At 58.8% G+C, this 23233-nt stretch carries 26 protein-coding genes; 17 read left to right on the top strand and 9 right to left on the bottom strand.

All coding sequences use genetic code 11. The features are described from left to right. The first annotated feature begins 32 nt into the window (after positions 1-32). The 5 genes from bcp to EDE09_RS22585 all read left to right on the top strand — a co-directional run bounded on the left by bcp (position 33) and on the right by EDE09_RS22585 (position 4895). On the top strand, positions 33-500 hold the full coding sequence (gene bcp, locus EDE09_RS22605; protein ID WP_105369984.1) for a thioredoxin-dependent thiol peroxidase: 468 nt from the start codon (positions 33-35) through the stop codon (positions 498-500). Between the two features lie 12 nt (positions 501-512). Then, on the top strand, positions 513-1340 hold the full coding sequence (locus tag EDE09_RS22600) for a ferritin-like domain-containing protein (protein WP_112803225.1): 828 nt from the start codon (positions 513-515) through the stop codon (positions 1338-1340). 84 nt (positions 1341-1424) lie between these two features. Then, the gene (locus EDE09_RS22595; protein ID WP_112803223.1) at positions 1425-2729 is read left to right on the top strand and encodes a M23 family metallopeptidase; all 1305 of its coding nucleotides are present in this window, start codon (positions 1425-1427) and stop codon (positions 2727-2729) included. 207 nt (positions 2730-2936) lie between these two features. Then, positions 2937-4466, top strand: coding sequence for a DEAD/DEAH box helicase (locus EDE09_RS22590; protein WP_112803221.1), 1530 nt, complete (start codon positions 2937-2939; stop codon positions 4464-4466). Between the two features lie 6 nt (positions 4467-4472). After that, entirely contained in the window at positions 4473-4895 is a 423-nt protein-coding gene (locus tag EDE09_RS22585) for an NUDIX domain-containing protein (protein WP_112803219.1), read from the top strand. Between the two features lie 50 nt (positions 4896-4945). Here EDE09_RS22585 and EDE09_RS22580 read toward each other — a convergent pair whose 3' ends face one another. From EDE09_RS22580 to EDE09_RS22550, 7 genes are read right to left on the bottom strand one after another with little or no spacing between them, the layout of a single operon-like run. Then, positions 4946-5272: a TfoX/Sxy family protein gene (locus EDE09_RS22580; protein ID WP_112803217.1), complete on the bottom strand. Its 327-nt coding sequence runs from the start codon at positions 5270-5272 to the stop codon at positions 4946-4948. Between the two features lie 2 nt (positions 5273-5274). Beyond that, positions 5275-6909 (bottom strand): molybdopterin-binding/glycosyltransferase family 2 protein, encoded by a 1635-nt coding sequence (locus EDE09_RS22575; RefSeq protein ID WP_132412997.1) that lies wholly within the window; start codon positions 6907-6909, stop codon positions 5275-5277. 6 nt (positions 6910-6915) lie between these two features. Continuing rightward, a complete protein-coding gene (locus tag EDE09_RS22570) occupies positions 6916-7611 on the bottom strand; it encodes an XdhC family protein (protein WP_112803212.1) in 696 nt (231 codons plus the stop codon). Further along, positions 7611-7937, bottom strand: a complete 327-nt coding sequence (locus tag EDE09_RS22565; protein WP_112803210.1) for an XdhC family protein — start codon at positions 7935-7937, stop codon at positions 7611-7613. The genes EDE09_RS22570 and EDE09_RS22565 overlap by 1 nt, the downstream gene beginning before the upstream one ends. Further along, the gene (locus tag EDE09_RS22560; protein WP_112803208.1) at positions 7934-9193 is read right to left on the bottom strand and encodes a VWA domain-containing protein; all 1260 of its coding nucleotides are present in this window, start codon (positions 9191-9193) and stop codon (positions 7934-7936) included. Before EDE09_RS22560 ends, EDE09_RS22565 begins: the two co-directional genes overlap by 4 nt. A gap of 3 nt (positions 9194-9196) precedes the next feature. Next, positions 9197-10126, bottom strand: coding sequence for a MoxR family ATPase (locus tag EDE09_RS22555; protein WP_112803207.1), 930 nt, complete (start codon positions 10124-10126; stop codon positions 9197-9199). Between the two features lie 24 nt (positions 10127-10150). Continuing rightward, the gene (locus EDE09_RS22550; RefSeq protein ID WP_112803205.1) at positions 10151-10651 is read right to left on the bottom strand and encodes a flavin reductase; all 501 of its coding nucleotides are present in this window, start codon (positions 10649-10651) and stop codon (positions 10151-10153) included. 158 nt (positions 10652-10809) lie between these two features. On the opposite strand from EDE09_RS22550, the gene EDE09_RS22545 reads away from it, so the two are divergent. From EDE09_RS22545 to purB, 4 genes are all read left to right on the top strand, one after another. Further along, entirely contained in the window at positions 10810-11883 is a 1074-nt protein-coding gene (locus tag EDE09_RS22545) for an ABC transporter substrate-binding protein (RefSeq protein ID WP_132412995.1), read from the top strand. Positions 11884-11942: 59 nt separating this feature from the next. Further along, complete coding sequence (rpe, locus tag EDE09_RS22540) at positions 11943-12620, top strand: ribulose-phosphate 3-epimerase (RefSeq protein ID WP_112803201.1); 678 nt, start codon at positions 11943-11945, stop codon at positions 12618-12620. A 38-nt stretch (positions 12621-12658) separates the two neighbouring features. Next, a complete protein-coding gene (locus tag EDE09_RS22535; protein ID WP_162712551.1) occupies positions 12659-13354 on the top strand; it encodes a DUF2259 domain-containing protein in 696 nt (231 codons plus the stop codon). Positions 13355-13438: 84 nt separating this feature from the next. Continuing rightward, entirely contained in the window at positions 13439-14740 is a 1302-nt protein-coding gene (gene purB, locus EDE09_RS22530; RefSeq protein ID WP_112803197.1) for an adenylosuccinate lyase, read from the top strand. A 58-nt stretch (positions 14741-14798) separates the two neighbouring features. Here purB and EDE09_RS22525 read toward each other — a convergent pair whose 3' ends face one another. Continuing rightward, complete coding sequence (locus tag EDE09_RS22525; protein WP_112803195.1) at positions 14799-15614, bottom strand: DUF2189 domain-containing protein; 816 nt, start codon at positions 15612-15614, stop codon at positions 14799-14801. A 262-nt stretch (positions 15615-15876) separates the two neighbouring features. Here EDE09_RS22525 and EDE09_RS22520 point away from each other — a divergent pair, with 262 nt between their 5' ends. Continuing rightward, positions 15877-16431 (top strand): alpha/beta hydrolase, encoded by a 555-nt coding sequence (locus EDE09_RS22520; protein ID WP_105370000.1) that lies wholly within the window; start codon positions 15877-15879, stop codon positions 16429-16431. Positions 16432-16554: 123 nt separating this feature from the next. Further along, positions 16555-19119: an EAL domain-containing protein gene (locus EDE09_RS22515; protein ID WP_132412993.1), complete on the top strand. Its 2565-nt coding sequence runs from the start codon at positions 16555-16557 to the stop codon at positions 19117-19119. Positions 19120-19213: 94 nt separating this feature from the next. Here the strand turns inward: EDE09_RS22515 and EDE09_RS22510 are convergent, their stop codons facing one another. After that, the gene (locus EDE09_RS22510) at positions 19214-19528 is read right to left on the bottom strand and encodes a DUF1476 domain-containing protein (protein ID WP_112803193.1); all 315 of its coding nucleotides are present in this window, start codon (positions 19526-19528) and stop codon (positions 19214-19216) included. A gap of 149 nt (positions 19529-19677) precedes the next feature. Between EDE09_RS22510 and EDE09_RS22505 the strand changes: the two genes are divergently transcribed. The 6 genes from EDE09_RS22505 to EDE09_RS22480 all read left to right on the top strand — a co-directional run bounded on the left by EDE09_RS22505 (position 19678) and on the right by EDE09_RS22480 (position 23106). Next, entirely contained in the window at positions 19678-19992 is a 315-nt protein-coding gene (locus tag EDE09_RS22505) for a hypothetical protein (protein WP_112823770.1), read from the top strand. 105 nt (positions 19993-20097) lie between these two features. Further along, on the top strand, positions 20098-20862 hold the full coding sequence (gene purC, locus EDE09_RS22500; RefSeq protein WP_105370004.1) for a phosphoribosylaminoimidazolesuccinocarboxamide synthase: 765 nt from the start codon (positions 20098-20100) through the stop codon (positions 20860-20862). Positions 20863-20879: 17 nt separating this feature from the next. Then, on the top strand, positions 20880-21122 hold the full coding sequence (purS, locus tag EDE09_RS22495; protein ID WP_105370005.1) for a phosphoribosylformylglycinamidine synthase subunit PurS: 243 nt from the start codon (positions 20880-20882) through the stop codon (positions 21120-21122). A gap of 90 nt (positions 21123-21212) precedes the next feature. Further along, positions 21213-21890, top strand: a complete 678-nt coding sequence (purQ, locus tag EDE09_RS22490; protein ID WP_105370006.1) for a phosphoribosylformylglycinamidine synthase subunit PurQ — start codon at positions 21213-21215, stop codon at positions 21888-21890. A 56-nt stretch (positions 21891-21946) separates the two neighbouring features. After that, positions 21947-22342: a hypothetical protein gene (locus EDE09_RS22485; protein WP_105370335.1), complete on the top strand. Its 396-nt coding sequence runs from the start codon at positions 21947-21949 to the stop codon at positions 22340-22342. A gap of 209 nt (positions 22343-22551) precedes the next feature. Further along, entirely contained in the window at positions 22552-23106 is a 555-nt protein-coding gene (locus EDE09_RS22480; RefSeq protein WP_105370007.1) for an acyloxyacyl hydrolase, read from the top strand. The last annotated feature ends 127 nt before the right edge of the window (positions 23107-23233 follow it).

Below are 23233 nucleotides of genomic sequence, written 5' to 3'. Positions count from 1 at the left end.
GATTCAAGATACCGGCAAAAGAAAGGAAAACCATGCCAGAATTGGCTGTTGGCGACATTGCCCCGAACTTCGAACTGCCGCGCGACGGTGGCGAAACGGTGTCTTTGAAAGCGTTTTTGGGAAAACCGGTCGTCGTATATTTCTATCCCAAAGACGACACCGAGGCCTGCACCAAGGAGGCGATCTCCTTTACCTCGCTTCTGCCGGAATTTGAAAAAGCAGGGGCTGCCATCATCGGCATCTCGCCGGACAGCATCAGGAAACACGACAAATTCGCCAAGAAGCACGCCCTGTCGATCATTCTCGGTTCGGACGAAGATACGGCTGTTGCCAATCTTTATGGCGTTTGGAAGGAAAAGAGCATGTATGGCCGCACCTATATGGGGGTCGAACGCACGACCTTCCTAATCGGCGCGGACGGACGGATCGCGAAGATCTGGCCCAAGGTTAAAGTCGCCGGCCATGCCGAGAACGTTCTTGAAAGCCTCAGGACGCAATAACAGGACGGTCAGATGCCGGGAGAATTCTCCATCACTTCTTTGAGAGGCGGCGCCACAACGGCCATTCTTTCGGCCGATCTCGACATCAAGACACGGCTTGCGCAGGAAACGGCAACCCGGTGGTTTGAACGGCGGCTGTCCCTGCGCTCTCCACTCGACCCTCCTCTTGCCGAACGTCCCGGTCGTCCGGAAAAGCCTGAACTGGTGCCGCCGAAAGCTGTCGGAAAGCGCTCGCTGCACACCGTCAACGGCCGTATTGCGACCCTGCACGCCATCGCCCATATCGAGCTCAATGCCGTTGATCTTGCACTCGACATCGTTGCGCGTTTCGCCACCGAACCTGTTCCGAATTCCTTCTTCGACGGCTGGATGCAGGTTGCCTTCGAGGAAGCCAAGCATTTCCGGATGGTACGGGCACGATTGAACGATCTTGGCGCCGAGTACGGCGATATGCCGGCCCACGACGGGCTGTGGCAAGCAGCCCATTCTACGCGCAATGACCTCACCGCTCGGCTTGCCGTCGTGCCGCTGATCCTTGAGGCCCGCGGCCTTGACGTAACGCCATCGCTGCAGGCGAAGATGCGTGAAAGCGGCGATCTCGAGACGGCGGCGATTCTGGACGTGATCTACAACGACGAAAAGGGGCACGTCGCCGTCGGAGCAAAATGGTTCCGCTTTCTCTGCGCTCGCGAGCGCAAAGATCCCGCGGCAACATTTCAGCAACTGGTACGCGCCAATTTCCGCGGGTCCCTCAAAGCCCCGTTCAATGACGTCGCGCGGGCAGAAGCGGGCCTGACGCCCTCCTTCTATCGCTCATTGAGCTCAAGCAGTAACGCCTGAGGCAATTATTCGTTAACCATAAGCATGTGTAATCCCCATCAACGGGACGACGGCGAAAACGAGTCGTATCTCTGGGGGATTCACGTGGCGAAGGGAACCGAAAGCCGGGTATTTGGGAAACGGGCGCCTCAGCACGTCCTCATTTTCGCCAGTGGCGAGAAAGTCCGCCATATGATCATTCGGCCTTGGATGGCCGCATTGACCTTCTGCTTTCTCGCCGTTTTTGCGATCGGCTATCTCGCAGCGACCTCTTATCTCGTGATCCGGGACGACCTGATCGGTGCGACGATGGCTCGGCAAGCCCGCATGCAGCACGGCTACGAGGATCGGATCGCAGCCCTGCGGGCTCAGTTGGACCGAATAACCTCCCGGCAGTTGCTAGATCAGCAGGTCGTAGAACAGAAGGTTGAGAAGCTGCTGGAACAGCAGAGCGCATTGTTTTCGCGCCACGGAAAGCTCGGATCCTTGCTGAATCGTGCGGAGGAATCGGGGCTGACGGCACAGGAGCCTTCTACTCCGGCCACCTTGCAGTCGCCCCTGAAGGAACGTCAGGCGTCTATGAACGGCGGCGGTGGCTTGCAGGCCATCGACAAACTGCTCTCCGGAAAGACCGCTGCTACACCACTCGACACATCCAGTGCCCTTGGCTACACATCACTGCGCGAAAACATCTCCGATCGAGCCGATCGCGTCTTTTCCAGGGTGACGCTTTCGCTGAAAGACCTCGAGAAGGAACAACTCGTCAAGATCGCCGACCTGACGACCGGCGCATCGCATACCGCTGATGCGATCACCGCCATCCTCAGACGGACCGGTGTGGAGGTCGCCTCCGCGTCGAAAGCCGGCCCTGCCGACGGCGTCGGCGGCCCCTATGTGGAGCCTCAGGTAGACATTGGCACATTCGACGCCTCGCTCGACGAGCTCGATGCAGCTCTCAGCCGCCTGGAAAGCGTGCGTGAAACGGCACGCGACCTGCCATTCGGCAATCCAGCCCCCGGCCATGCGATAACCAGCCGCTTCGGAAATCGCATTGATCCTTTCCTCGGAAAATTGGCACTGCATGCCGGAATCGACTTCGAGGCCGAAACCGGTCAGGAGGTGAAGGCGACAGGTTCCGGCAGGGTCGTCACGGCTGGCCCTTCTGGCGGCTACGGCAACATGGTCGAGATTGACCACGGCCAAGGCACGACGACACGCTACGGCCATTTGTCAAAAGTCCTGGTCAAGGAGGGCGACACGGTTGTCACCGGCGACGTCGTTGGACGAGCCGGATCCACCGGGCGCTCAACGGGGCCGCACGTGCACTACGAGGTTCGCCGAGGCGGTAATGCCGTCGATCCCATTCATTTCCTGAACGCCGGACTGAAGCTCACGACCTACCTCAACTGAACCGATAATTGGCAAAAGACAATTTCTTTGCTTGCGAACGATAGCCGGCTTCTCCATTTAGGATGTTCATTCACCAATCCCCCAGCGGAATTCCCTGTTTTCCTTGACTTTCAGCGTTTTTGGTCCTATGTCGCGGACCAGTTGTCGGCTGTATTGCGCCGACTAGCACAGAGTTCGTACAGAACCGGAACGGAAACGTAATTCCCTTTGACCACATTCGCTGATCTTGGCCTGAGCCAGAAAGTCCTCTCCGCTGTCACCGACGCGGGTTACACCATCCCTACGCCGATCCAGGCCGGGGCAATCCCGCACGCCCTGCAGCGCCGTGACATTTGCGGTATAGCGCAAACCGGAACGGGAAAGACTGCCTCATTCGTTCTGCCGATGCTGACGCTTTTGGAAAAGGGCCGTGCCCGTGCCCGGATGCCGCGCACGCTGATCCTGGAGCCGACCCGTGAACTAGCAGCGCAGGTCGCAGAAAACTTCGACAAATACGGCAAGAATCATAAGCTCAATGTCGCACTGCTGATCGGTGGCGTCTCCTTCGAGGATCAGGACCGAAAGCTTGAGCGCGGCGCCGACGTCCTCATCTGCACGCCGGGCCGGCTTCTCGACCATTGCGAACGCGGAAAGCTTCTAATGACCGGCGTCGAGATTCTCGTGATCGACGAAGCCGACCGTATGCTCGACATGGGCTTCATCCCGGATATCGAGCGCATCGCCAAGATGATCCCCTTCACCCGGCAGACATTGTTCTTCTCCGCGACGATGCCGCCGGAGATCCAGAAGCTTGCCGATCGCTTCCTGCAAAATCCTGAGCGCATCGAGGTGGCCAAGCCGTCCACGACCGCAAAGACAGTGACGCAGCGGCTCGTCGCGTCGCATAACAAGGATTACGAGAAACGCGCCGTACTGCGCGATCTCGTCAAGGCGCAGGACGACCTGAAGAACGCGATCATCTTCTGCAATCGCAAGAAGGACGTCGCCGATCTCTTCCGTTCCCTTGAGCGGCACGGCTTCTCCGTAGGCGCGCTGCATGGCGACATGGATCAGCGCTCACGGACGACCATGCTGGCAAATTTCAAGGACAACAATATCACGCTGCTCGTCGCCTCGGACGTCGCCGCACGTGGTCTGGATATTCCGGACGTCAGCCATGTCTTCAATTTCGATGTGCCGATTCATGCGGAAGACTATGTCCATCGCATCGGACGCACCGGTCGTGCCGGACGATCGGGCCGAGCCTTTACGATCGTCACCCGGTCGGACACCAAATATCTGGATGCGATCGAGAAACTGATCGGTGAAAAGATCGAGTGGCTGAGCGGCGATCTGACTGCCCTGCCCGCTCCCATGGAAAGCCATGAGAATGATCGTGGCCGCAAAGGTCGCGATCGTGATAAGGAGCGCGGCCGCGGCCGAAGAAGCGATTCGGGGCGCGGCGATTCGAGTCACAAGGCTGACACGAAGATCCAGGATAATTCGATTGAAGCAGCCGAAGGGGCACTTGTGGAAGCTAGGGTAGAAAACGTGAAACCGGAACGCAAGGCAGACAGGAAGCCGCAGAACAATGGCGGCAACCGCAATATGCGGCCAAGCCCGGCACCCGCAAACGATGACAATCGCGAGCGCCGCCAGCGTTACCACCGGGACCACGATGATGGCCCGACGCCGATCGGCTTCGGCGACGATATCCCCGCATTCATGCTGATCGTGGCGAACGGCACCAAGGCTTAAACTTCGGTGGCAAGACCTGGTATTGATTTTCCTGGCGTCGGTGCAGGTCTCGTTATCCTGCGCGACGACGGAAGAGTCTTGCTCTGCCGGCGCATGAAGGCACCGGAAGCCGGTTTCTGGAACATCGTCGGCGGCAAAGTCGATCCGATGGAGCCGTCCTCCGAGGCAGCGCGCCGCGAGGCGGAAGAAGAAACGGGCCTCAAAATCGGCAGTGTCGAGTTTCTCTGCATGGCTGAAGAGATTATCGAGGCGGACCGGCAGCATTGGGTCTCGCTGATCTATGTCACACGGGATTTTTCCGGCGAACCGACTCTGACCGAACCGGACAAACTGTCTGAAATAGGCTGGTTCGATCCGAAGGATCCCCCACAGCCGCTTTCAGCCTTCTCTGCCAGGGCATTCTCGCACCTCGAAACGGCGCAAAAGTAATAGAGACAAGCCCGGGGACCGAAACGCCCATGGCTAAAAGCGGACCTGCCTCAAGATGTAGATTTTGCCCGCAATGCGGCTTCGAATGCGAGCCGCACCCATTTTTTCATTTCATCGGGATCGTCGAATGCCTCTTCGGGTATCGACCAATAAGGCATAGGTACGGCAGTACCTTTCTTGTTTTCGTATACCCACTGCCGCGCACCGGCTGCGGCGAACTCGGGACCGCTAACCTCGTCCGCCTTCAGCATGATCTCGTTGCGCAGATCGATCGCAATGATCAGTCCCTGATGATAGATACCCTTGCCGCCGAACATACGGCGGATCGATACGGGGCCAAGCCCCTCAAACATCTCCTCGATGCCGGCATTGTCCATCCTTACCCCCTGAGAATACCGCCCGCTGCCGCCACCTCTTCCGGCGTATCCACATCGAGATGCGCCGCAGGGCCGATGTCGATATCGATGATGGGCAAGCCCGAGTTCTCAATGATGGCGCGCGCACCCACATCACCTTGAAGCTCCAGAACTGCAGCGTAGACCGCTCTCGGCAGTATAACCGGATTTCCTCGCTTCCCGCCGGACACCGACCGGATCACCACGTCGCCGCCGGACTCGCGAAACGCAGCGATCAGCATGCCCACATGCTCAGTAGTCACGCCCGGCATGTCAGCCAGCATCACCAAGATACCGTCCTTCGATGCAAGTTCCGGGCTCGAGAAACCGGCGACCAGGGAGCTTGCAATACCGGATGCGTAATCTGGATTGAAACAGGCCGAGATGTTCAGACCGGCCAGCGCCGTTTCCACGTCCTTGCGACGATGGCCCGTGACGACGACGACGGGAGACGCCTGCGAACTCTGCAACATCGTCGCCGTGCGCCGTACCAGAGGTATACCATCGAACTCCGCCAGCAGCTTGTGAAGACCGGCATTCCCCATGCGCCGTGCCTGGCCTGCCGCCAGTAGCAGCGCACCCACCGACAGATCCGCCGTCTTTTTCACGACAGAATCGCGGGGGTTGGGGCGACTGGCGATTTCCATCAGCAGTCCGCCCACTCCCATGCCGGTGATATCGAACGACGTCACGGCCTCGCCCGCCATCAAGCGGCTCAACACCCAATCGAAACCGTTCTCTTTTGGAGAACGTGCGCAGCCGGGGGCGCCAAGCACAGGCACATCCCCGATCCGGCCGAGCACGAGCAGATTGCCGGGATCGACCGGCATTCCGACGTGATGCACTTCTCCGCCGGCCCGGCGGATCGCGGCAGGTATCACGTCGTCTTTGTCTGCCACGGCGGAAGCGCCGAAAACGACAATCATAGCCGGCTCGCTCGTCTCTTGGGCCTTGATCTCCCGAAGAACCTCGGTCAGCCGCTCCGCTGAGTGTGGGATACGGATTTCGCTCGTCAGGCGGCTGCCGGATGTTGCAAGGCGCTGTTCCAGAAGTTTGGCCGTCCGATCCATGACCGACGTCTTCAGCGACGGAAGTTCTGTCGCGACCAATGTCACCGCGCGGGGATGGAAAACCTTCACTTGAAAAGGGGGGGCTCCAGACAGCAGGGCAACGGCCTCCCCGACCCTGTCGCCGCTGACCGCCAGAGGAATGATCTTGACGGTCGCCACCATATCGCCTTCGCGGACCGTGACATGGTCGGCCAGACAGGCGAGCGTCATCGCCGGATCGATCCGGTTCAGTGCGTCGACCACGGTCTTGTCGGCGACGAAGAGACCATCCGCTTTGGCATAGATGTTCACCCGTCCCGTGGTGGCGTCGGAGAAACGCAGATTGTCGGGAACGATGGCATTGGCGATGGCGGCGGCTGCCTGATCTTCAAGCATGTCACCCGGATCGAGCCGCACGGCCACCACGGACGCTACGCCTTCCTGAGATAGCTTGGCTATATCCTCTTTGGACAGAATCCGTCCCTTTGAGATGCGGCCTGAAGGCAGTCGGATGCTGTGCGCCAGCACCACGCCTTCCGCTTCATCGAGGTTGAAGGTTCCGTACTTCATTCCCGATCACCCATCAGTGACAAGATTGCGGCGGCGGAAGGCCTGGACGATCTGAGCGAGAGTGGCAAGGGCGATTTCCGCCGGGCTTGCCGCACCGATATCCAACCCGATCGGAGCGGCAATTCGGGCGATCTCTTCGTCCGTCCGCCCCATTTCCTTCAGCCGCTCCACGCGTTTCGCATGCGTCTTGCGGCTCCCGAGCGCTCCTACATAGAAACAGCCGGCCCTGAGCGCCTCCGACAGGGGAAAGTCATCGATCTTCGGATCGTGCGTAACCGCCGCCAGAGCGGTATAGGCGTCGAGCGGCTGCTCCTTCAGCACGTCCTCCGGCCAATCGGCGACCAGTTCGACGCCACCGAAACGTTCCTCCGTCGCAAACGCGGTACGCGGGTCGATGATCGTCAGATCGTAGCCGGCTACCGGGGCCAAGCGGGCCAGCGCCTGGCTGATATGCACGGCTCCGATCACTACGATACGCGGCGGCGGCAGATGGACATTAAGGAAAAGCGCTCGCCCGTCCATCTCCACTGTCGTCGCTTTGCCGCTTCGGAACGCCTTGGCGACCTCCTCACCGAGCGGACCTGGAACGGGTTCGCCTTCCAGGATCAACCGCACCCCGCTGCCGGAAAGATCGGTTGCGACGACGGCAGCCTTACGGGCCTGCCGAGCAGCGTTAAGCCTTGCGAGCGTTTGAAGCTCCATCAGGCAAGCCTTTCCACATAAACCTTGATCTTGCCTCCGCAGGAGAGCCCGACGCGCCAGGCGGTCTCGTCCGCTACCCCGAACTCGAGCATCTTCGGGACGCCTGACGTGATGACGTCGAGCGCTTCGGTAATGACGGCGCCTTCAACGCAACCGCCGGAGACCGAGCCTTCGAAATTGCCTTCGCCGTCGATGACCAGATGGCTGCCCGACGGGCGCGGCGCCGAACCCCATGTCTCGACCACGGTGGCGATGGCAACGTCGCGGCCGCTTTCTCTCCAGGTCTGCGCGGTCAGCAATGGATCGAGAATTTCAGATGCAGTCATGCGACCCTCCGTGAATGTATATAGCGGCGCGGATCCGCCGATTTCGTGCGGTCATCCGATAATGCGACGGCAAGATCGGCAATCGACTGCAGATTGTGGACGGCCCGGAATTCGTCCACATGCGGCAACATCGCACGAACACCCTGCGCCCTTGCCTCGAAACCCTCGAACCGCAACAGCGGATTGAGCCAGATCAGCCGCCGGCAGGAACGGTGCAGGCGATCCATTTCCTTTTCCAGTTCCTTCACGCCCTCTCGCTCAAGCCCATCGGTGATCAGCAGCACGACAGCCCCCTGGCCAAGCACCCGGCGCGACCAGAGGCGGTTGAATTCGGAAAGCGTCGCGCCGATCCGCGTGCCACCGGACCAGTCGCGCACGGCATCTGTACACCCCGCAAGCGCCTCGTCCGGATCGCGGCGACGCATTTGCCGGGTTACATTGGTGAGCCGCGTACCGAACAGGAAGGTCTGAACCCGCGCCCGCCTTTCGGTAAGCGCATGCAGGAAATGCAGAAAGATGCGCGTATATTGGCTCATCGAGCCGGATATGTCGGCCAGCACCACAAGAGGCGGCGGTGCTTTCTTGCGTTGTCGAAAGCGCGGAAGGATGAGATCGCCCCCACTCCGCATCGCCTGGCGCATGCTGGCGCGCGGATCGATGGTGGGCTGCCGGTTTGATGAGCGGAAGCGCCGCGTCTTGACCTCGTCGAGCGGCAGCACCAGCCTGGTGAGTTCGCGGCGGGCCAGCGCCAGTTCGGTCGCCGTCATCTGGGCAAAATCCATGCGCTTCAGGATTTCGCTGCCGGAGGTGGTGAAGCGCGAGTCGATCTCGATCTCTGGAGGTGCCTTGCGCGTTGTGTCTTTCGGCTGATCGCCGGTCAGTGCATCACCGACTCGCGTCGCGCCCGCCTTCTGCTTTTCTCGCTCATGATGGTCAGGCACTCTGGGCGACATCATCGCAATCATCTTGCCCACGAGGTCGCGCGAGCGCCAGAATATCCGAAATGCTTCGTCAAAGACCGCCTGGTCCTCATGGCGCTTGACAAAAACAGCCGAGAGCGCGGCGTGAAACTCTTCACGCGAGCCAATGCCGATTGCGTCTACCGCAACGATCGCGTCGGCAGCCGCGGCTGGGCCGGTCTTCAGACCGGCTCGACGGAGCACCCGGGAAAAATAGACGAGATTTTCGGCAAGCCGCCCATCCCCCACCGGTACGGGTGGAACGACGATGCCGTCCTGACTTGCGCTCGTCATCATGACCTACACCGCCGCCTGCAGTTCCGCCTTCACCTCGGCAAGAACCCGTTCACCTTCGCCACCCTTGATCCGTGCGATATCGTCCTGATATTTCAGGAGAGTGCCCAGCGTATCGGCAATCGTCTCCGGGTCGAGCGCGATCCGGTCAAGTTCCGTCAACGCCGTCGCCCAGTCGATGGTCTCCGCCACGCCTGGGTTCTTGAAGAGATCGAGCGTTCTGAGTTTCTGGACATAGGCAACCACCTGGCGCGACAAGGTCTCGGCGCATTGCGGAACCTTGCGGCGGATGATCTCGAGTTCCTGCGCCGCGTCCGGGTAATCGACCCAGTGATAAAGACAGCGGCGTTTCAGCGCGTCATGAATTTCGCGGGTCCGATTGGTCGTGATGATGACAATGGGGGGCTCGGAGGCCTTGATCGTGCCAAGCTCGGGGATCGTCACCTGGAAATCGGACAGCACTTCCAGAAGGAAGGCTTCGAAGGCCTCGTCGGTGCGGTCAAGTTCGTCGATCAGGAATACCGGGGCCGGTTGGCCGGGTCGACCAAGGGCCTGCAGCACCGGGCGACGAATGAGATGACGTTCCGAGAAGAGATCGGCCTCCAATCGCTCCCGGCTCTGGATGCCTGTCACCTCCGACAACCGGATATCCAGCATCTGCGCGGGATAGTTCCATTCGTAGACTGCCGAGGAAATGTCCAGGCCTTCGTAACACTGCAAGCGGATCAACGGCCTGCCGAGAGCTGTTGCAAGGGTTTTGGCGATCTCGGTCTTGCCGACGCCAGCCTCGCCTTCGAGAAAGAGCGGGCGCTTCATCTTGAGCGCCAGGAAGATCACCGTCGCAAGAGACCTGCCGGCAAGATAGTCACCGGCGGCAAGAAGCGCGATTGTTTCATCGATCGAGGCGGGCAATGTGCCTGAAGTTCTGTCCGGCATGACTGTACCCCTTCAAACAGCGTTCTAAAGTGTTCGAAAGCCGCGGTCCAGATAGATGAGCGAGGATGCCTCCGGGCCGAAATGGATTGCTTTCACCTCACCGAACATAACAAAGTGCGTAGAGGCCTGCTTGATCTCGGTAAGCCGGCAATCGAACGAGACAATGGCATCTGACAGAACCGGCGCCCCCGTAAAAAGGGTCTTCCAGCTTCCCAGCGAAAACCGCTCATCCGCCGGCACTCCGCTCAAACCGGCAAAGGCGGTCGCCAATCCCTGATGGTGAGCCGCCAGCGAATTCAGCGCAAATCTGCCGCTTTCGGCGAAGATTGCATTATTCGCATTGCTGCTGTTCAGACACACCAGCACACTTGGCGGATTGTCCGAAACCGAACAGGCGGCAGTCACGGTCACGCCGCGCCTGACCCCGTTGAACTCGGTGGTTACCACCTGAACATGGCCGGCATAACGCGCCATACCGTTGCGATAAAGGACGGGATCGAGAAAAGGCTGGTCCGTCAAAGGCATCTCCAGGGGCCACGTCCCTCATCACTCCCTTGATATGGTGACAAAAATACTTGATGTCCACGGGAGCAGCGGGTTTTTACATCCTATAGCCGATTCTCTTTGACGGCTGCGACGAGAAAGCTAAATGTGGCCCCCAAGGGCAAGATCCAAGGAAAAGCATGACAGCACGACGTTTTGTTATCGCCGGAGTGCTAGCTTCGTTTCTGGGATACGGATCGGCATCGGCTGCGGTGATCGGTGTCGTTGCCCCGCGTTCCGGCCCCTATGCTTCGCTTGGAAATCAGGTTTTTCAAGGCGCGCGCGCTGCCTCCGAAGCTACGGGGGATACGATCGTCGAGGTCGAGGAAAGCTGCGAGGAAAGCGGTGGCGCAAATGTGGCCCGGAGCCTCGCTGAGGCCAAGGCCGTAGCCGCGATAGGTTTCCTGTGCGTAGAGACCCTCACGACTGCACTGCCGCAACTGAAGGCAGCGCAGATTCCGGCCATAAGCATTTCCGTCCGCTCAAAGATCCTGATGGAGGACACGCTGCGCAATGGCTGGCCTTTCTATCGAATGGCGCCAGTTGAAGGCGATGAGGCGGAAAAGCTCTCCGAGATCATCCTCGACCTATGGAAAGCGGAGCCGATTGCATTTGTCGAAGACGGCACCATCTATGGCCGCGAGCTTGCAAGTGCGATCCGCCAGAAGCTCGAACCGGCAGGCATAACACCGGTCTTTTCCGACACTTTTCGGCCCGGTCAGGAGCAACAGGTGGCGCTGGTGCGTCGTGTCGCAAAGGCCGGAGCAACCCGGGTCTTCGTCGGCGGCGACCGCAACGACGCAGCAATCATAGCGCGCGATGCCGCGTCGGAAAATCTTCAGCTTGTACTTATGGGTGGCGATGCCCTGAGGGCTGCAAACCGTCCGGTGCCGCTCCGCGAAGGCGTCCTCGCTATCGCCCTTCCCGACTACGCCGCACTACCTTCCGCAGTTGCAGCCGTTGCGGCCTTGCAGGCGAAAAACATCGATCCGGACGGCTACATGCTGCCATCCTATGCCGCCGTGGAGCTTGCGCACGAGGCGGTTTCCATAGCGGCGAACCAGCCCCTGACTGGAGTTATAGGCAGGAGTTCATTCAACACCGCGATCGGTCCGATCGCCTTCGACGAAGGGCATGAACTGAAGGAAAATCCGTTCCGTCTGCTCGAATGGCGCGGGACATCTTTTGTTCTGGTTCATCCTGCGACCGAGTGACGATTGTCCCCCCAACCGGCTGATGCTAAGGGTCGCGAAAAACTTGGAGACCTCCGCTGATGACCCTGCCGATCCGCATAGCGCCGTCCATTCTCGCCGCCGATTTCTCAAAGCTCGGGCAAGAGGTGCGCGATGTCGTCGATGCGGGAGCCGATTGGGTCCATCTCGACGTCATGGACGGGCATTTCGTACCGAACATCTCGTTCGGACCTGATGTCATCAAGTCGCTGCGGTCCTACACGTCGGCGTTCTTTGACTGCCACCTGATGATCTCTCCGGCCGACCCCTATCTCGAGGCGTTTGCCAAGGCGGGCTGTGACGGCATCACCGTCCATGCCGAAGCTGGTCCGCACCTGCATCGTTCGCTGCAGACGATCCGCGCCCTCGGGAAGAAGGTAGGCGTCACTCTCAATCCCGCGACACCACTCGCGGCAATAGAGAATGTTCTCGATGACGTCGATCTGATCTTGATCATGAGCGTCAACCCCGGCTTCGGCGGCCAGAAGTTCATCCCGGCAATGACCGAAAAGATCCGCGCGGCCAGGGCCCTGATCGGCGGCAGACCGATCGAGCTCGAAGTCGACGGCGGCATTACGGCCGACACCATCGGCGCGGCGACGGCAGCCGGCGCCAATGTCTTCGTCGCCGGCTCCGCAGTTTACAAAGGCGACGGAATCACAGCCTATCGAGAAAATATTGCGCGGCTCAAGGCCGCCGCCGAGAATGGACGAAGATGATGTCTAGCTTGCGGTATTCGCTATTGGCATGCGCTGCAATGTTCTTTGCAGATACGACATCCGCGGCCGATATCGCAAGCATCCAGCCGATCGGCTTTTCTGCCGATGGCCACACATTTGCCTATGAAGAATACGGCATCCATGATGGATCCGGTTTTCCCTATGCGAATATCTATGTTCTCGATCTCACCAACGATACCTTTCTTCCCGGAACACCGTTTCGAGTGCGTCTGGAGCAGGATGACGCGACAATTGCAAAGGCCCGCTGGCGTGTCCGCAACGACGCCGGAGCGGTGATCGAGAGCCACGAACTTGCCAATCATCCCGCAGAGTTTGTCGCTTTCAACCCGGCCACGGAGGTTGACGCAGATCCGCACCGGCTGCGTTACTTGAGCGTTGCGGCGCTCCCGGCGATCGGCAAGCCGAACACGCTCGTACTCGAGGAACTTCCGCAGCCTCTCGATCCGCGCTGCGAGGGTCTGATATCCCGGACCGTTGCATTTCGTCTGCGCTTTACAGAACGCGACGGAATGCCGGCTGACGAGATTGTCCACGAAGATCGGCACATTCCTCTTTCTCGCAACTGTGTCGGCGGCTATCGGCTGGGTGGGATCGTCAGCGGATCCTCGGGCGGAAGTACGCCCGTGGAAGTGGCTCTGGTCATGGTCTTGAGCGCCGGCTTCGAAGGGCAAGATGGACGCTGGATTGCCATCCCGCTGAATACGCCTCGCTGACTGTCCATCACCCGCCGGAAAACTTGAGCTCACGCCCGCTTCTTGCTACAGCGGCGCCAATACTCTTTTAGGAAACAGAAACCAATGATCCCGCGTTATTCCCGGCCCGAAATGGTCGCCATCTGGTCGCCCGAAACCAAATACCGCATCTGGTTCGAAATCGAGGCGCATGCTTGCGACGCTCTTGCCGCGATCGGCGTGATCCCCAAGTCGGCGGCTGAGACCATCTGGGAAAAAGGAGGCAAGGCGGAATTCGACGTCGCACGCATCGACGAGATCGAGGCGGTCACGAAACATGACGTCATCGCCTTTCTGACGCATCTTGCGGAGTTCGTGGGGCCCGACAGCCGTTTCGTGCATCAGGGCATGACATCTTCCGACGTCCTTGATACCTGCTTCAACGTACAACTCGTCCGCGCGACCGACCTGCTGCTTTCTGATATCGACAAGCTGCTTGAAGCTTTGAAACGCCGTGCATTCGAGCACAAGGACACGGTCACCATCGGCCGCAGCCACGGCATTCACGCAGAGCCCACGACCTTTGGCGTCAAGCTCGCCCAGGCCTATGCAGAATTCGACCGGAACAAGACCCGGCTCCTCGAAGCGCGCGATGAGATCGCTACTTGTGCGATCTCTGGAGCAGTCGGCACCTTTGCCAATATCGATCCACGGGTGGAGGAACACGTCGCGGCGGCCATGGGACTGAAGCCAGAGCCGGTTTCGACGCAGGTTATCCCACGCGATCGGCATGCCATGTATTTTGCCACCCTCGGCGTTATTGCGTCGTCGATCGAGCGCCTCGCAATCGAAATCCGTCACCTGCAGCGTACGGAAGTCCTCGAAGCCGAAGAATATTTCTCCCCAGGTCAGAAGGGTTCTTCGGCAATGCCGCATAAACGCAATCCGGTGCTGACCGAGAACCTGACGGGTCTGGCCCGTATGGTCCGCTCCTATGCGCTGCCTGCGATGGAAAATGTGGCGCTGTGGCACGAGCGGGATATTTCCCACTCGTCCGTCGAGCGGATGATTGGACCGGATGCGACTGTTACGCTTGATTTCGCACTGGCGCGCATGACCAGCGTAATCGACAAGCTGCTCGTCTATCCCGAGAATATGATGAAGAATATGAACAAGTTCCGCGGGCTTGTTCATTCTCAAAGGGTGTTGCTTGCCCTTACACAAGCTGGCGTTTCACGCGAGGATGCCTATCGCCTCGTGCAGCGCAACGCCATGAAGGTTTGGGAGGAAGGTAAGGACTTTCTGGAAGAGCTGCTCGGCGACGAGGAAGTCCGTGCGGCGCTCACCGAAGAGGATATCCGCGAAAAATTCGATCTCGGTTATCACACCAAACACGTCGATACGATCTTCAGCCGTGTCTTTGGCTGATAGCTAATAGCGCCTTTTGCAAAGCCCTTGGCCGCAGCTCCGCGACCAGGGGCTCTTTTCATCTTTGGGCCGGGACCGAAGGAGATACCACGAGCTTGCGATAAAGATGCCAGGTCGAATGACCGAGGATGGGCATGATGACCGCCAGCCCTGCGAAGATCGGAATCGTCCCGATGACTAGCAAGGCGGCCACGATCAGTCCCCACAGGGCGACCGGCACAGGGTTGGCAATTGTTGCCCGCACACTCGTGTCGATCGCAGCCGCCGCCCCGACGTCCCGGTCGAGCATCAGTGGAAACGCGACCACCGTCGTCGCCAGGACTACCACTGCGAAAAGGAAGCCAGCCAGGTTTCCCCACAATATCAGCGCCATGCCTTGAGGGGTCGTCATAACCTCATTGAAGAAAGCCGAGAACGAACTCGGCGGCACGTCGCCGAAATAGGCGGCGTAGATCGACTGTGCGACCAGGAGCCATGATATGAAAAGCACGAACAGGAAAAAGCCGACGGCCAGAATGGACGGCAATGCCGGCGATCGCAGCACACTGAAGGCGTGCCGCCACGAACTGTCTTCGCCATTTTCGCGCCGGCGGCTTATTTCATAGAGGCCGAGCGCCGCCACCGGTCCGAGCAGGGCAAAACCCGACATCAGCGGGAAAAGCAGGGGCAGCAGATTGGCACCCGCGCTCCAGGCCATCAGGAATACACCGGCGAGCGGGTAGATCAGACACAAGAACACGTAGTGCGAAGGCTTTTCGCGAAAATCGCTCCAGCCCATTCTGAGCGCTTCGGTGATGTCTGCAATCCCGATCTTTCGGATTGCCGGGCGCGCAAAACCGCTGTCCGCTCCGGCCATGATATGAAACGCCGTCATAAGGTTCTCCTCCTCAGCCTAGCTTTCCGCACGCTGCAGCATTTCGAGCCAAGAGGTGACCGCAGCGGCATTTACTCACATGAGAGCCCGCATGGGGAAACGGGATCAGAGGTGCACTAAACCGATCGACGAGCTATGTACGTCCGACGAAAAAGAGCCGACACGCTTCGCAAGGTAACCGGCGCCGATATTCTAGCAAAATTTTCTGCATATGTCGCCTCTCACTTGACTTCGATCATTTTGCTACTCAAATCGCGTTCTCATGAAAGCCTCTGAAGCCGATATCCTGATCATCCCGGGCTATACCAATTCCGGTCCCCACCATTGGCAGAGCCGCTGGGAGGCAAAGCTCAAGACAGCCCGACGCGTCGAACAAGCGGAATGGTCGAAGCCGGTGCGCGACGATTGGGTTGCTCGCGTTGCCGAAGAGGTGAACGCCTCAAGCCGTCCCGTGGTGCTGGTGGCCCATTCACTCGGAATCCCGTCTGTCATCCACGCAATTCCGCATTTCAGAAACACCATCGCGGGCGCTTTTTTCGTGGCTCCGCCTGAAGTCGACAATCCCGCCATACGGCCCAAACACCTGATGACTTTTGGTCCCTATCCGCGCGATCCTCTTCCCTTTCCTTCCTTGACTGTCGCCAGCCGCAACGACCCATTCGGCTCCTTCGAACACGCCGACGATATTGCCTCCGCGTGGGGTTCGCTGCTCGTTGATGCTGGCTATGCCGGTCATATCAACGCGGAGTCGGGCCACGGGCCGTGGCCGGAAGGAACAATGGTATTTGCCCAATTCCTGAGCCGCTTGAGACCTTAGGCGCGAATTGAATGAAGCCCTCCGGAATTTCAGGTGCAGCAATTCGGACGGCAATCTTAAGTAGAATTTAATTGACTTTTGCTAACTTGCGCTCTCCCCAGCACCGAGCCAGGCAGCGCACAGATGCCGTCAAATGTTCTTTCAAGCCCTCTGAACTTCGGCAGCGGAGTTGATATCAGCGTGCTTGAAACGGTCTTTGAGGTTCTTCCCTTTGCGATGGCTGCAATCGATGACGCCGGTCTGCTGCTATTTGCCAACGCCGCGTTTCGAAGCGAATGGATCGGCGACAGTTGCCAACCGAGGTTTTTCGCAGATTTTGTTCACACGCAGGACCGCTCGACCTTTAGCCAAAAGCTCGACGATCTGGTCGCCTGTCTCACACCCCAAAGGCTGGAAGTCCGACTCGACAAATCCGAAGCTGCGAGCCGAGCGGCACTCGTCTCGTTGGCGCCACTCGCCACTGCCTTTAACGGACAGACAGTCATTGCCGTCCTCTTGTCGGATATTACCGAACAGAAGCGACACATCGAGAATCTCGCCGAACGCGAAAGTCGCTGGAACAATGCTCTTGTGAGTTCGGTCTCGGGTGTATGGGATCATAACTACGCCACCGGCCAGAAATACTACTCGCCCGTGTGGCGGCAGATCCGCGGAATGTCTCCAGAAGATCCGCTTGCTGCGAGTACGCAGGCCTGGCTGGAACTGGTGCATCCGGATGATCGGGCTCATGTGGTTCATGCGATGGAACGCCAAAATGCGGGCGACCCAGCCTTTGCCGTTTTTGAATATAGGGAGCTCCACAAACAGGGTCACTGGATATGGATCGAATGCCGGGGCGCATGTGTCGAATGGGATGCCCGCGGCAATGCCACGCGCGTCGTCGGTACTGACACTGACATAAGCGCCCGCAAGGCAGCCGAAGAGGCTATGGCGCGCATGTCGCGCCGGCTGGATATGGCTTTGGAAATTTCAGGCATAGGCGTTTACGAATCCGACTTTGATACCGGCGAAGTCGACTGGGACGAGCGGATGTTCCGGATCTACGGACTGGAAAAAAGTGAGACCGTGGTGATTGGCGGACTATGGGAAAGCCTTCTTCACCCTGATGATGCAGAGCGCGTCCAGGCGAATGTTCGCAGACACCTCGCCAGGCCCGAGCGCTTTTCCGACGAGTACAGGGTCGTCCTCCAGAACGGCTCCGAGCGTGTTATCCGCACCCGCACCATGCCATTCATCGATGGCAACGGTCACCAGAAGATGGTCGGGGCCAATTGGGATGTGACGGCCGACGTGATGCTGCATCGCGAGCTCGAACGGGCCAAAATGCTTGCCGAGGCCCGCAATCGGGATCTCGAAGCCGCTCGCAGCCGCATCGAACACAACGCGATGCACGACTATCTGACGGATCTGCCCAACAGACGGTACCTGGATGAGATGCTGGACCACATGGCAGCCGAGTGCGGCCGCAACGGGCATGGCCTGGCTATCTTGCATATCGACCTCGACCGCTTCAAACAAATCAACGACACGCTTGGCCACAGCGCCGGCGATGCGATGCTGAAACACACCGCGACCGTCCTGAAAAACACTGTTCGCAAGGGTGATTTCGTGGCCCGCATCGGGGGCGATGAATTCGTCATCCTGTCAAACTTCCAGGGATCACCGCGCAAGCTGTCCAATCTTGCGGAACGCATTATCAAGGAGCTACGCAAGCCTGTTTTATATGAAGGTCATGACTGCCGCTTCGGCGCGAGTGTCGGTATCGCTTGTGAAACAGGACCTATATTCGACGCCCGCCATCTTCTTCTCAACGCCGATATCGCACTCTACCGGGCCAAGAACCAGGGCCGCAACCGTCATGAGTTTTTCTCTGCGGAGACCCAGAACGAGATCATCAGCATCAAACGTCTGTCCGATGAAATTTTGCTAGGCCTCGAACGCAACGAATTCATCCCCTTCTACCAACCCCAATTCGATGCCACGACCCTTGAGATCGCCGGGGTGGAAACGCTCGCACGATGGATGCATCCGGAGCACGGGATGTTGTCGCCGGATAAATTTCTCGAAACCGCCGAAGAGTTGGATGCGGTGGCCTCGATCGACGCGATAATTCTCGACAAGGCGCTCGCGGATTTTCGCGCATGGCGGCGTGACGGCATCTCGATACCGAAACTCTCGGTCAACGTTTCCTACCGTCGGCTGCACGATCCGTCGCTGTCGCGAAAGCTGAAGAAGCTGAAGATCGAGCCCGGCACCGTCTCGTTCGAGCTGTTGGAATCGATATTCCTCGACGAGTGCGACGATCGCGTCCTGAAGAACCTGTCCCGGCTCAGGAAACTCGGCATCGATATCGATATCGACGATTTCGGCACGGGACATGCGTCAATCATCGGCCTCATTCGACTGTGCCCTCGGGCCCTGAAGATCGATCGCCAACTGGTACGCCTCGTCTCTCAATCGCAAGAGCAAAGAAAGCTCGTAGGTTCGATCATCGAAATCGGTAAGTCACTAAACATTCGAGTCATCGCCGAAGGCGTGGAGACACCCGAGCATATACGGATCCTGCGCGATCTCGGATGCGACGTTCTACAGGGCTACGCACTCGCAAGGCCGATGCCCGGGCCTGCGATTGCCGATTTCATTCGGTCGGACAAATGGCGAGCCCGCGGCCCGATCCCGCGATCTTGATAAGAAGACTTTGCGGCCACGGAATCTTCAGCCCAATAGCTCAAAGCCCCGCGCCCGATCGGCGCGGCTTTGTCTTCACCTCAATAAATGAGACTTACTGCTCTTCGATCTGCTTTACGGCATCAGCGAGCAGATCGATCATCTTCACCCGAATATCCTGGTCGGAGACGGAAATGCCGGCTGCATCGAAATCACCGCGCAGCTTACGGAAAACATCCTCGTCACCCGCCTCTTCGAAATCGGCGACGACCACTTCCTTGGCATAGGCTTCCGCGTCCGCTTTGCTGAGCAGACCGGCAGCCCAAAGGCCGATGAGCTTGTTGCGGCGGGCGAGCGCCTTGAATTTCAGCTCCTGATCGTGGGCGAACTTGTTTTCGAAGGCTTTTTCGCGATCACTGATGCCGCTCATTTCGGGTCTCCCAAGCTGGACTTTTGCCCTGCCCCCTTAATCAAAAGAGGAACGAAGCGCAATTGGCCGAGATCGATTCAGGCTCGTTGGCAGACGAAATCCCGATGCAAAATTGACCGAAACCAAACTCTTCCTGCACGAGACGGTCGTTGTCGCAGGTGATCCGTTATAAACGGCTGGTGCGCTGCGCCGAAATCATGACGCAATTTGATGGCTATGTCCTCTGGAACTTTGTGGTCGAGGGTCAACAGGTAGGCGCGATTGACCGTACCGCTCTATTGCGAGGCGTTAACCGGCCAAGGCTCAATTCGGAGCGCGAAAAGTGTGCACCCCCGCTTTTCCTGTTTATTGCCGCCCTTTTTGCTCGGCATTGGCGATGGCTGAAATACAAGCTTCAGGAATCCCTGTACTCTGGCCGGCAGATGATTCCTGATAGTGCTTTACGCAAAACCTTCGCCCCATAAAGCTTTTGGAGGCCTGCATTGTGAAACGCTTTCTTTTCCGATAAGGGACCGCTCAAACATCATCCATCGCGCCCGCGAGCGGCGCCAACAACGAGACAAGAAACTATGAACCGTCGCCGCCGTATCTACGAAGGCAAGGCCAAGATCCTGTATGAAGGCCCTGAACCCGGCACGCTGATCCAATTCTTCAAGGACGATGCCACCGCTTTTAACAAAAAGAAGCATGACGTCATCGACGGCAAGGGCGTACTCAACAACCGTATCTCCGAGTACATCTTCACCCATCTGAACAAGATCGGCATTCCCACGCATTTCATCCGCCGGCTGAACATGCGCGAGCAGCTCATCAAGGAAGTGGAAATCATTCCCCTCGAGATCGTCGTGCGCAATGTTGCCGCCGGATCACTTTCGAGCAGGCTCGGTATCGAAGAGGGCACGGTCCTTCCCCGCTCGATCATCGAATTCTACTACAAGTCCGATGCGCTCGCCGATCCAATGGTTTCCGAAGAGCACATCACCGCATTCGGCTGGGCGAACCCCGCTGAACTGGACGATATCATGGCGCTTGCAATTCGCGTCAACGACTTCCTCTCCGGCCTGTTCCTCGGGGTCGGAATTCAGCTTGTCGACTTCAAGATCGAATGCGGCCGCCTCTTCGAAGGCGACATGATGCGCATCATCCTCGCCGATGAAATTTCGCCGGATAGCTGCCGCCTCTGGGACATCGAGACCAGGGAGAAGATGGACAAGGATCGTTTCCGCCGCGATATGGGCGGCCTTTTGGAAGCCTATTCGGAAGTAGCGCGCCGTCTCGGCATCATCAACGAAAACGAACCGATCCGGGGCACGGGTCCGGTTCTGGTCAAGTAAATTCGGGGGTTAGATCAGTGATCAAGGCACGCGTGACGGTCACGCTGAAGAATGGCGTTCTGGACCCGCAGGGCAAGGCGATCGAAGGCGCACTCGGCAGTCTCGGGTTTGCCGGGGTAGGCCATGTGCGGCAGGGCAAGGTCTTCGACATCGAACTCGACGGTGCCGACAAGGCCAAAGCCGAGGCCGATCTGAAGGCCATGTGCGAAAAGCTCCTCGCCAATACGGTGATCGAAAACTACGCGATCTCCCTCGACTAAGACGCGGATTCGGCGCTGCAGGCGCCGGATCGATATCTGCAACTGCCTCGGAACCGGATACTTTCGAGGCCATTGAGGTTGAAACGCCCCATGAAATCCGCCGTCGTCCAGCTTCCCGGTCTCAATCGCGACCGCGACATGATTGCCGCCCTCACCAAGATTTCCGGCAGGGCGCCGATCACCGTCTGGCAGACGGAGACCGAAATTCCCGATGTTGACCTGATCGTTATTCCAGGCGGCTTTTCCTATGGCGATTATCTGCGCTGCGGTGCGATCGCCGCCCGCATGCCGGTCATGCAGGCCATCAAGGAAAAGGCCGATAGAGGCGTCAAGGTGCTGGGTGTCTGCAACGGCTTCCAGATCCTCGTCGAGGCAGGCATGCTGCCCGGAGCGCTGATGCGCAACTCGTCGCTGAAGTTCGTCTGCAAGGAAGTGAAGCTCGAGGTGGTGAATGCCGAAACGGATTTCACCCGTGCTTACGAAAAGGGCCAGGTGATCCGCTGCCCCGTCGCCCATCACGACGGCAATTACTTTGTCGATTCCAAACTGTTGTCCTCTCTGGAAGACAATGGGCAGGTCGTCTTCCGCTATGCAGAGGGCACAAATCCGAACGGCTCCTTGAGTGACATCGCAGGCGTCATGAACCGCAGCGGCAATGTGCTCGGCATGATGCCGCATCCGGAGAACCTGATCGAAGCCGCACACGGTGGCAGTGACGGGCGCGGCATCTTTGCCTCTGCGCTGGACGTGGTGGCCGCCACCGCCTGACGTTGTCGTCTCCTGCTCGACGACTGGATATCCTGATTTCACCTTAGGACGTTATGATGGCCCCCTCCATCCGCCTTCACGTGGTACTCGCCGTCTCGGCCCTCGGCCTTCTGCTTTCCGCATGCCAGTCGGAGCGCCCGGCATCCGGCCCGAATCGCGCCGCATTGCCGACGATGGAACGCGTCGCGCTTGCGGCAAACTCGTGCTGGTTCAAATCCGGAGACGCAGCGTTCAAGCCATACCGGTTGGCGCCTGAGTTGAACTCCTTCTCCGGCCGCCCTCGCATCCTTGCAGTTCCGCGCAATAGTCCGGAATCGCGACCTGTCCTCGTCGTCCAGGCGGAAGGCAATCCTGCCCGTCTCGACGCTTTCGGACCGCTGATGGGTACTGCCGACGGCGAACGAATCAAGCGCGACGTTCTGCGCTGGGCCGGCGGCACAAGCGGCTGCTGAACCGGGCAAATCTCCTGCACTCGCGACCTGTTGCAGAGCTGCACCGAACCGCATGAATCTTTACGTTTTTTCGCCGCAATTCATAACAACCAATTAAGGTTGCTGGACGGCTATCGCCTCTCGCTGTACCACTTCCGCTTGGGAGAATGCGAGCGCCAACGCGTATCGTATTGACCGCGAGCCAGTGGTCCGCATGAAGGGCGATAGGAATGAACAAAGCACTGTTGGGTTGCGTCGTCGGGACCGTCTTGACGGCGTCCGCCATATCATCGGCGGCGCTGGCCCAGGAACGCCTCTTCGACGAAGTCCGTATCGGCCTCTCCGGATCAATCCATGACAAGAAGACGTTCGAACCAGGGCTTTTCCCTTCCGCCACAGTCTTTTTCGACCCGTTCGATCAACGACACGCCGAAAGCTTCCTTGATCATATGCTGCGTCCAAGGGTGCATGTCGGCGCGATCGTGTCGACCTCCGGCGGCGCCAATCAGGTTTTTGCGGGCTTTACCTGGACCGCCAATGTCACCGACAAACTCTTCATCGATCTCGGTTTCGGCGGCTCGCTTACCGATGCAAGCCTCGATAATCCCAACGATCGGCCGAATGTAGGTTGCCGTGCCCAGTTTCATGAATCAGCCGCCGTGGGTTACAACATAACGGAAAACTGGCGCGTTCTCGCCACGATCGAACATTCCTCCAATGCGGATATTTGCGACCAGAACGATGGCCTTTCCTACGCCGGCATAGCGGTCGGTTACAAGTTCTGACGGATCACACGTCCCGTTGAAGAATGAAGCGCCGCGTTGCGGCGCTTTTTTTGTCCCGGATATACTTAGCCTGTCACCTTGCAAGGCAGCATTTTCCTGTCGCACCTTTCGGCGACATAGGCTAAAG

Origin of the sequence: Neorhizobium sp. S3-V5DH, from assembly GCF_004343065.1 — a bacterium.
Classification (GTDB): domain Bacteria; phylum Pseudomonadota; class Alphaproteobacteria; order Rhizobiales; family Rhizobiaceae; genus Neorhizobium; species Neorhizobium huautlense.
The sequence above is the reverse complement of the archived record's forward strand: the minus strand, read 5'-3'. Positions and strand labels throughout refer to the sequence as shown.

Coding starts and splice junctions, on each gene's coding strand:
- bcp (WP_105369984.1), top strand. CDS start 33: ATGCCAGAATTGGCTGTTGGCGACATTGCCCCGAACTTCGAACTGCCG.
- EDE09_RS22600 (WP_112803225.1), top strand. CDS start 513: ATGCCGGGAGAATTCTCCATCACTTCTTTGAGAGGCGGCGCCACAACG.
- EDE09_RS22580 (WP_112803217.1), bottom strand. CDS start 5,272: ATGGACAATGCCGGCATCGAGGAGATGTTTGAGGGGCTTGGCCCCGTA.
- EDE09_RS22575 (WP_132412997.1), bottom strand. CDS start 6,909: ATGAAGTACGGAACCTTCAACCTCGATGAAGCGGAAGGCGTGGTGCTG.
- EDE09_RS22570 (WP_112803212.1), bottom strand. CDS start 7,611: ATGGAGCTTCAAACGCTCGCAAGGCTTAACGCTGCTCGGCAGGCCCGT.
- EDE09_RS22565 (WP_112803210.1), bottom strand. CDS start 7,937: ATGACTGCATCTGAAATTCTCGATCCATTGCTGACCGCGCAGACCTGG.
- EDE09_RS22560 (WP_112803208.1), bottom strand. CDS start 9,193: ATGATGACGAGCGCAAGTCAGGACGGCATCGTCGTTCCACCCGTACCG.
- EDE09_RS22555 (WP_112803207.1), bottom strand. CDS start 10,126: ATGCCGGACAGAACTTCAGGCACATTGCCCGCCTCGATCGATGAAACA.
- EDE09_RS22550 (WP_112803205.1), bottom strand. CDS start 10,651: ATGCCTTTGACGGACCAGCCTTTTCTCGATCCCGTCCTTTATCGCAAC.
- EDE09_RS22545 (WP_132412995.1), top strand. CDS start 10,810: ATGACAGCACGACGTTTTGTTATCGCCGGAGTGCTAGCTTCGTTTCTG.
- rpe (WP_112803201.1), top strand. CDS start 11,943: ATGACCCTGCCGATCCGCATAGCGCCGTCCATTCTCGCCGCCGATTTC.
- EDE09_RS22535 (WP_162712551.1), top strand. CDS start 12,659: ATGTTCTTTGCAGATACGACATCCGCGGCCGATATCGCAAGCATCCAG.
- purB (WP_112803197.1), top strand. CDS start 13,439: ATGATCCCGCGTTATTCCCGGCCCGAAATGGTCGCCATCTGGTCGCCC.
- EDE09_RS22525 (WP_112803195.1), bottom strand. CDS start 15,614: ATGACGGCGTTTCATATCATGGCCGGAGCGGACAGCGGTTTTGCGCGC.
- EDE09_RS22520 (WP_105370000.1), top strand. CDS start 15,877: ATGAAAGCCTCTGAAGCCGATATCCTGATCATCCCGGGCTATACCAAT.
- EDE09_RS22515 (WP_132412993.1), top strand. CDS start 16,555: ATGCCGTCAAATGTTCTTTCAAGCCCTCTGAACTTCGGCAGCGGAGTT.
- EDE09_RS22510 (WP_112803193.1), bottom strand. CDS start 19,528: ATGAGCGGCATCAGTGATCGCGAAAAAGCCTTCGAAAACAAGTTCGCC.
- purC (WP_105370004.1), top strand. CDS start 20,098: ATGAACCGTCGCCGCCGTATCTACGAAGGCAAGGCCAAGATCCTGTAT.
- purQ (WP_105370006.1), top strand. CDS start 21,213: ATGAAATCCGCCGTCGTCCAGCTTCCCGGTCTCAATCGCGACCGCGAC.
- EDE09_RS22485 (WP_105370335.1), top strand. CDS start 21,947: ATGGCCCCCTCCATCCGCCTTCACGTGGTACTCGCCGTCTCGGCCCTC.
- EDE09_RS22480 (WP_105370007.1), top strand. CDS start 22,552: ATGAACAAAGCACTGTTGGGTTGCGTCGTCGGGACCGTCTTGACGGCG.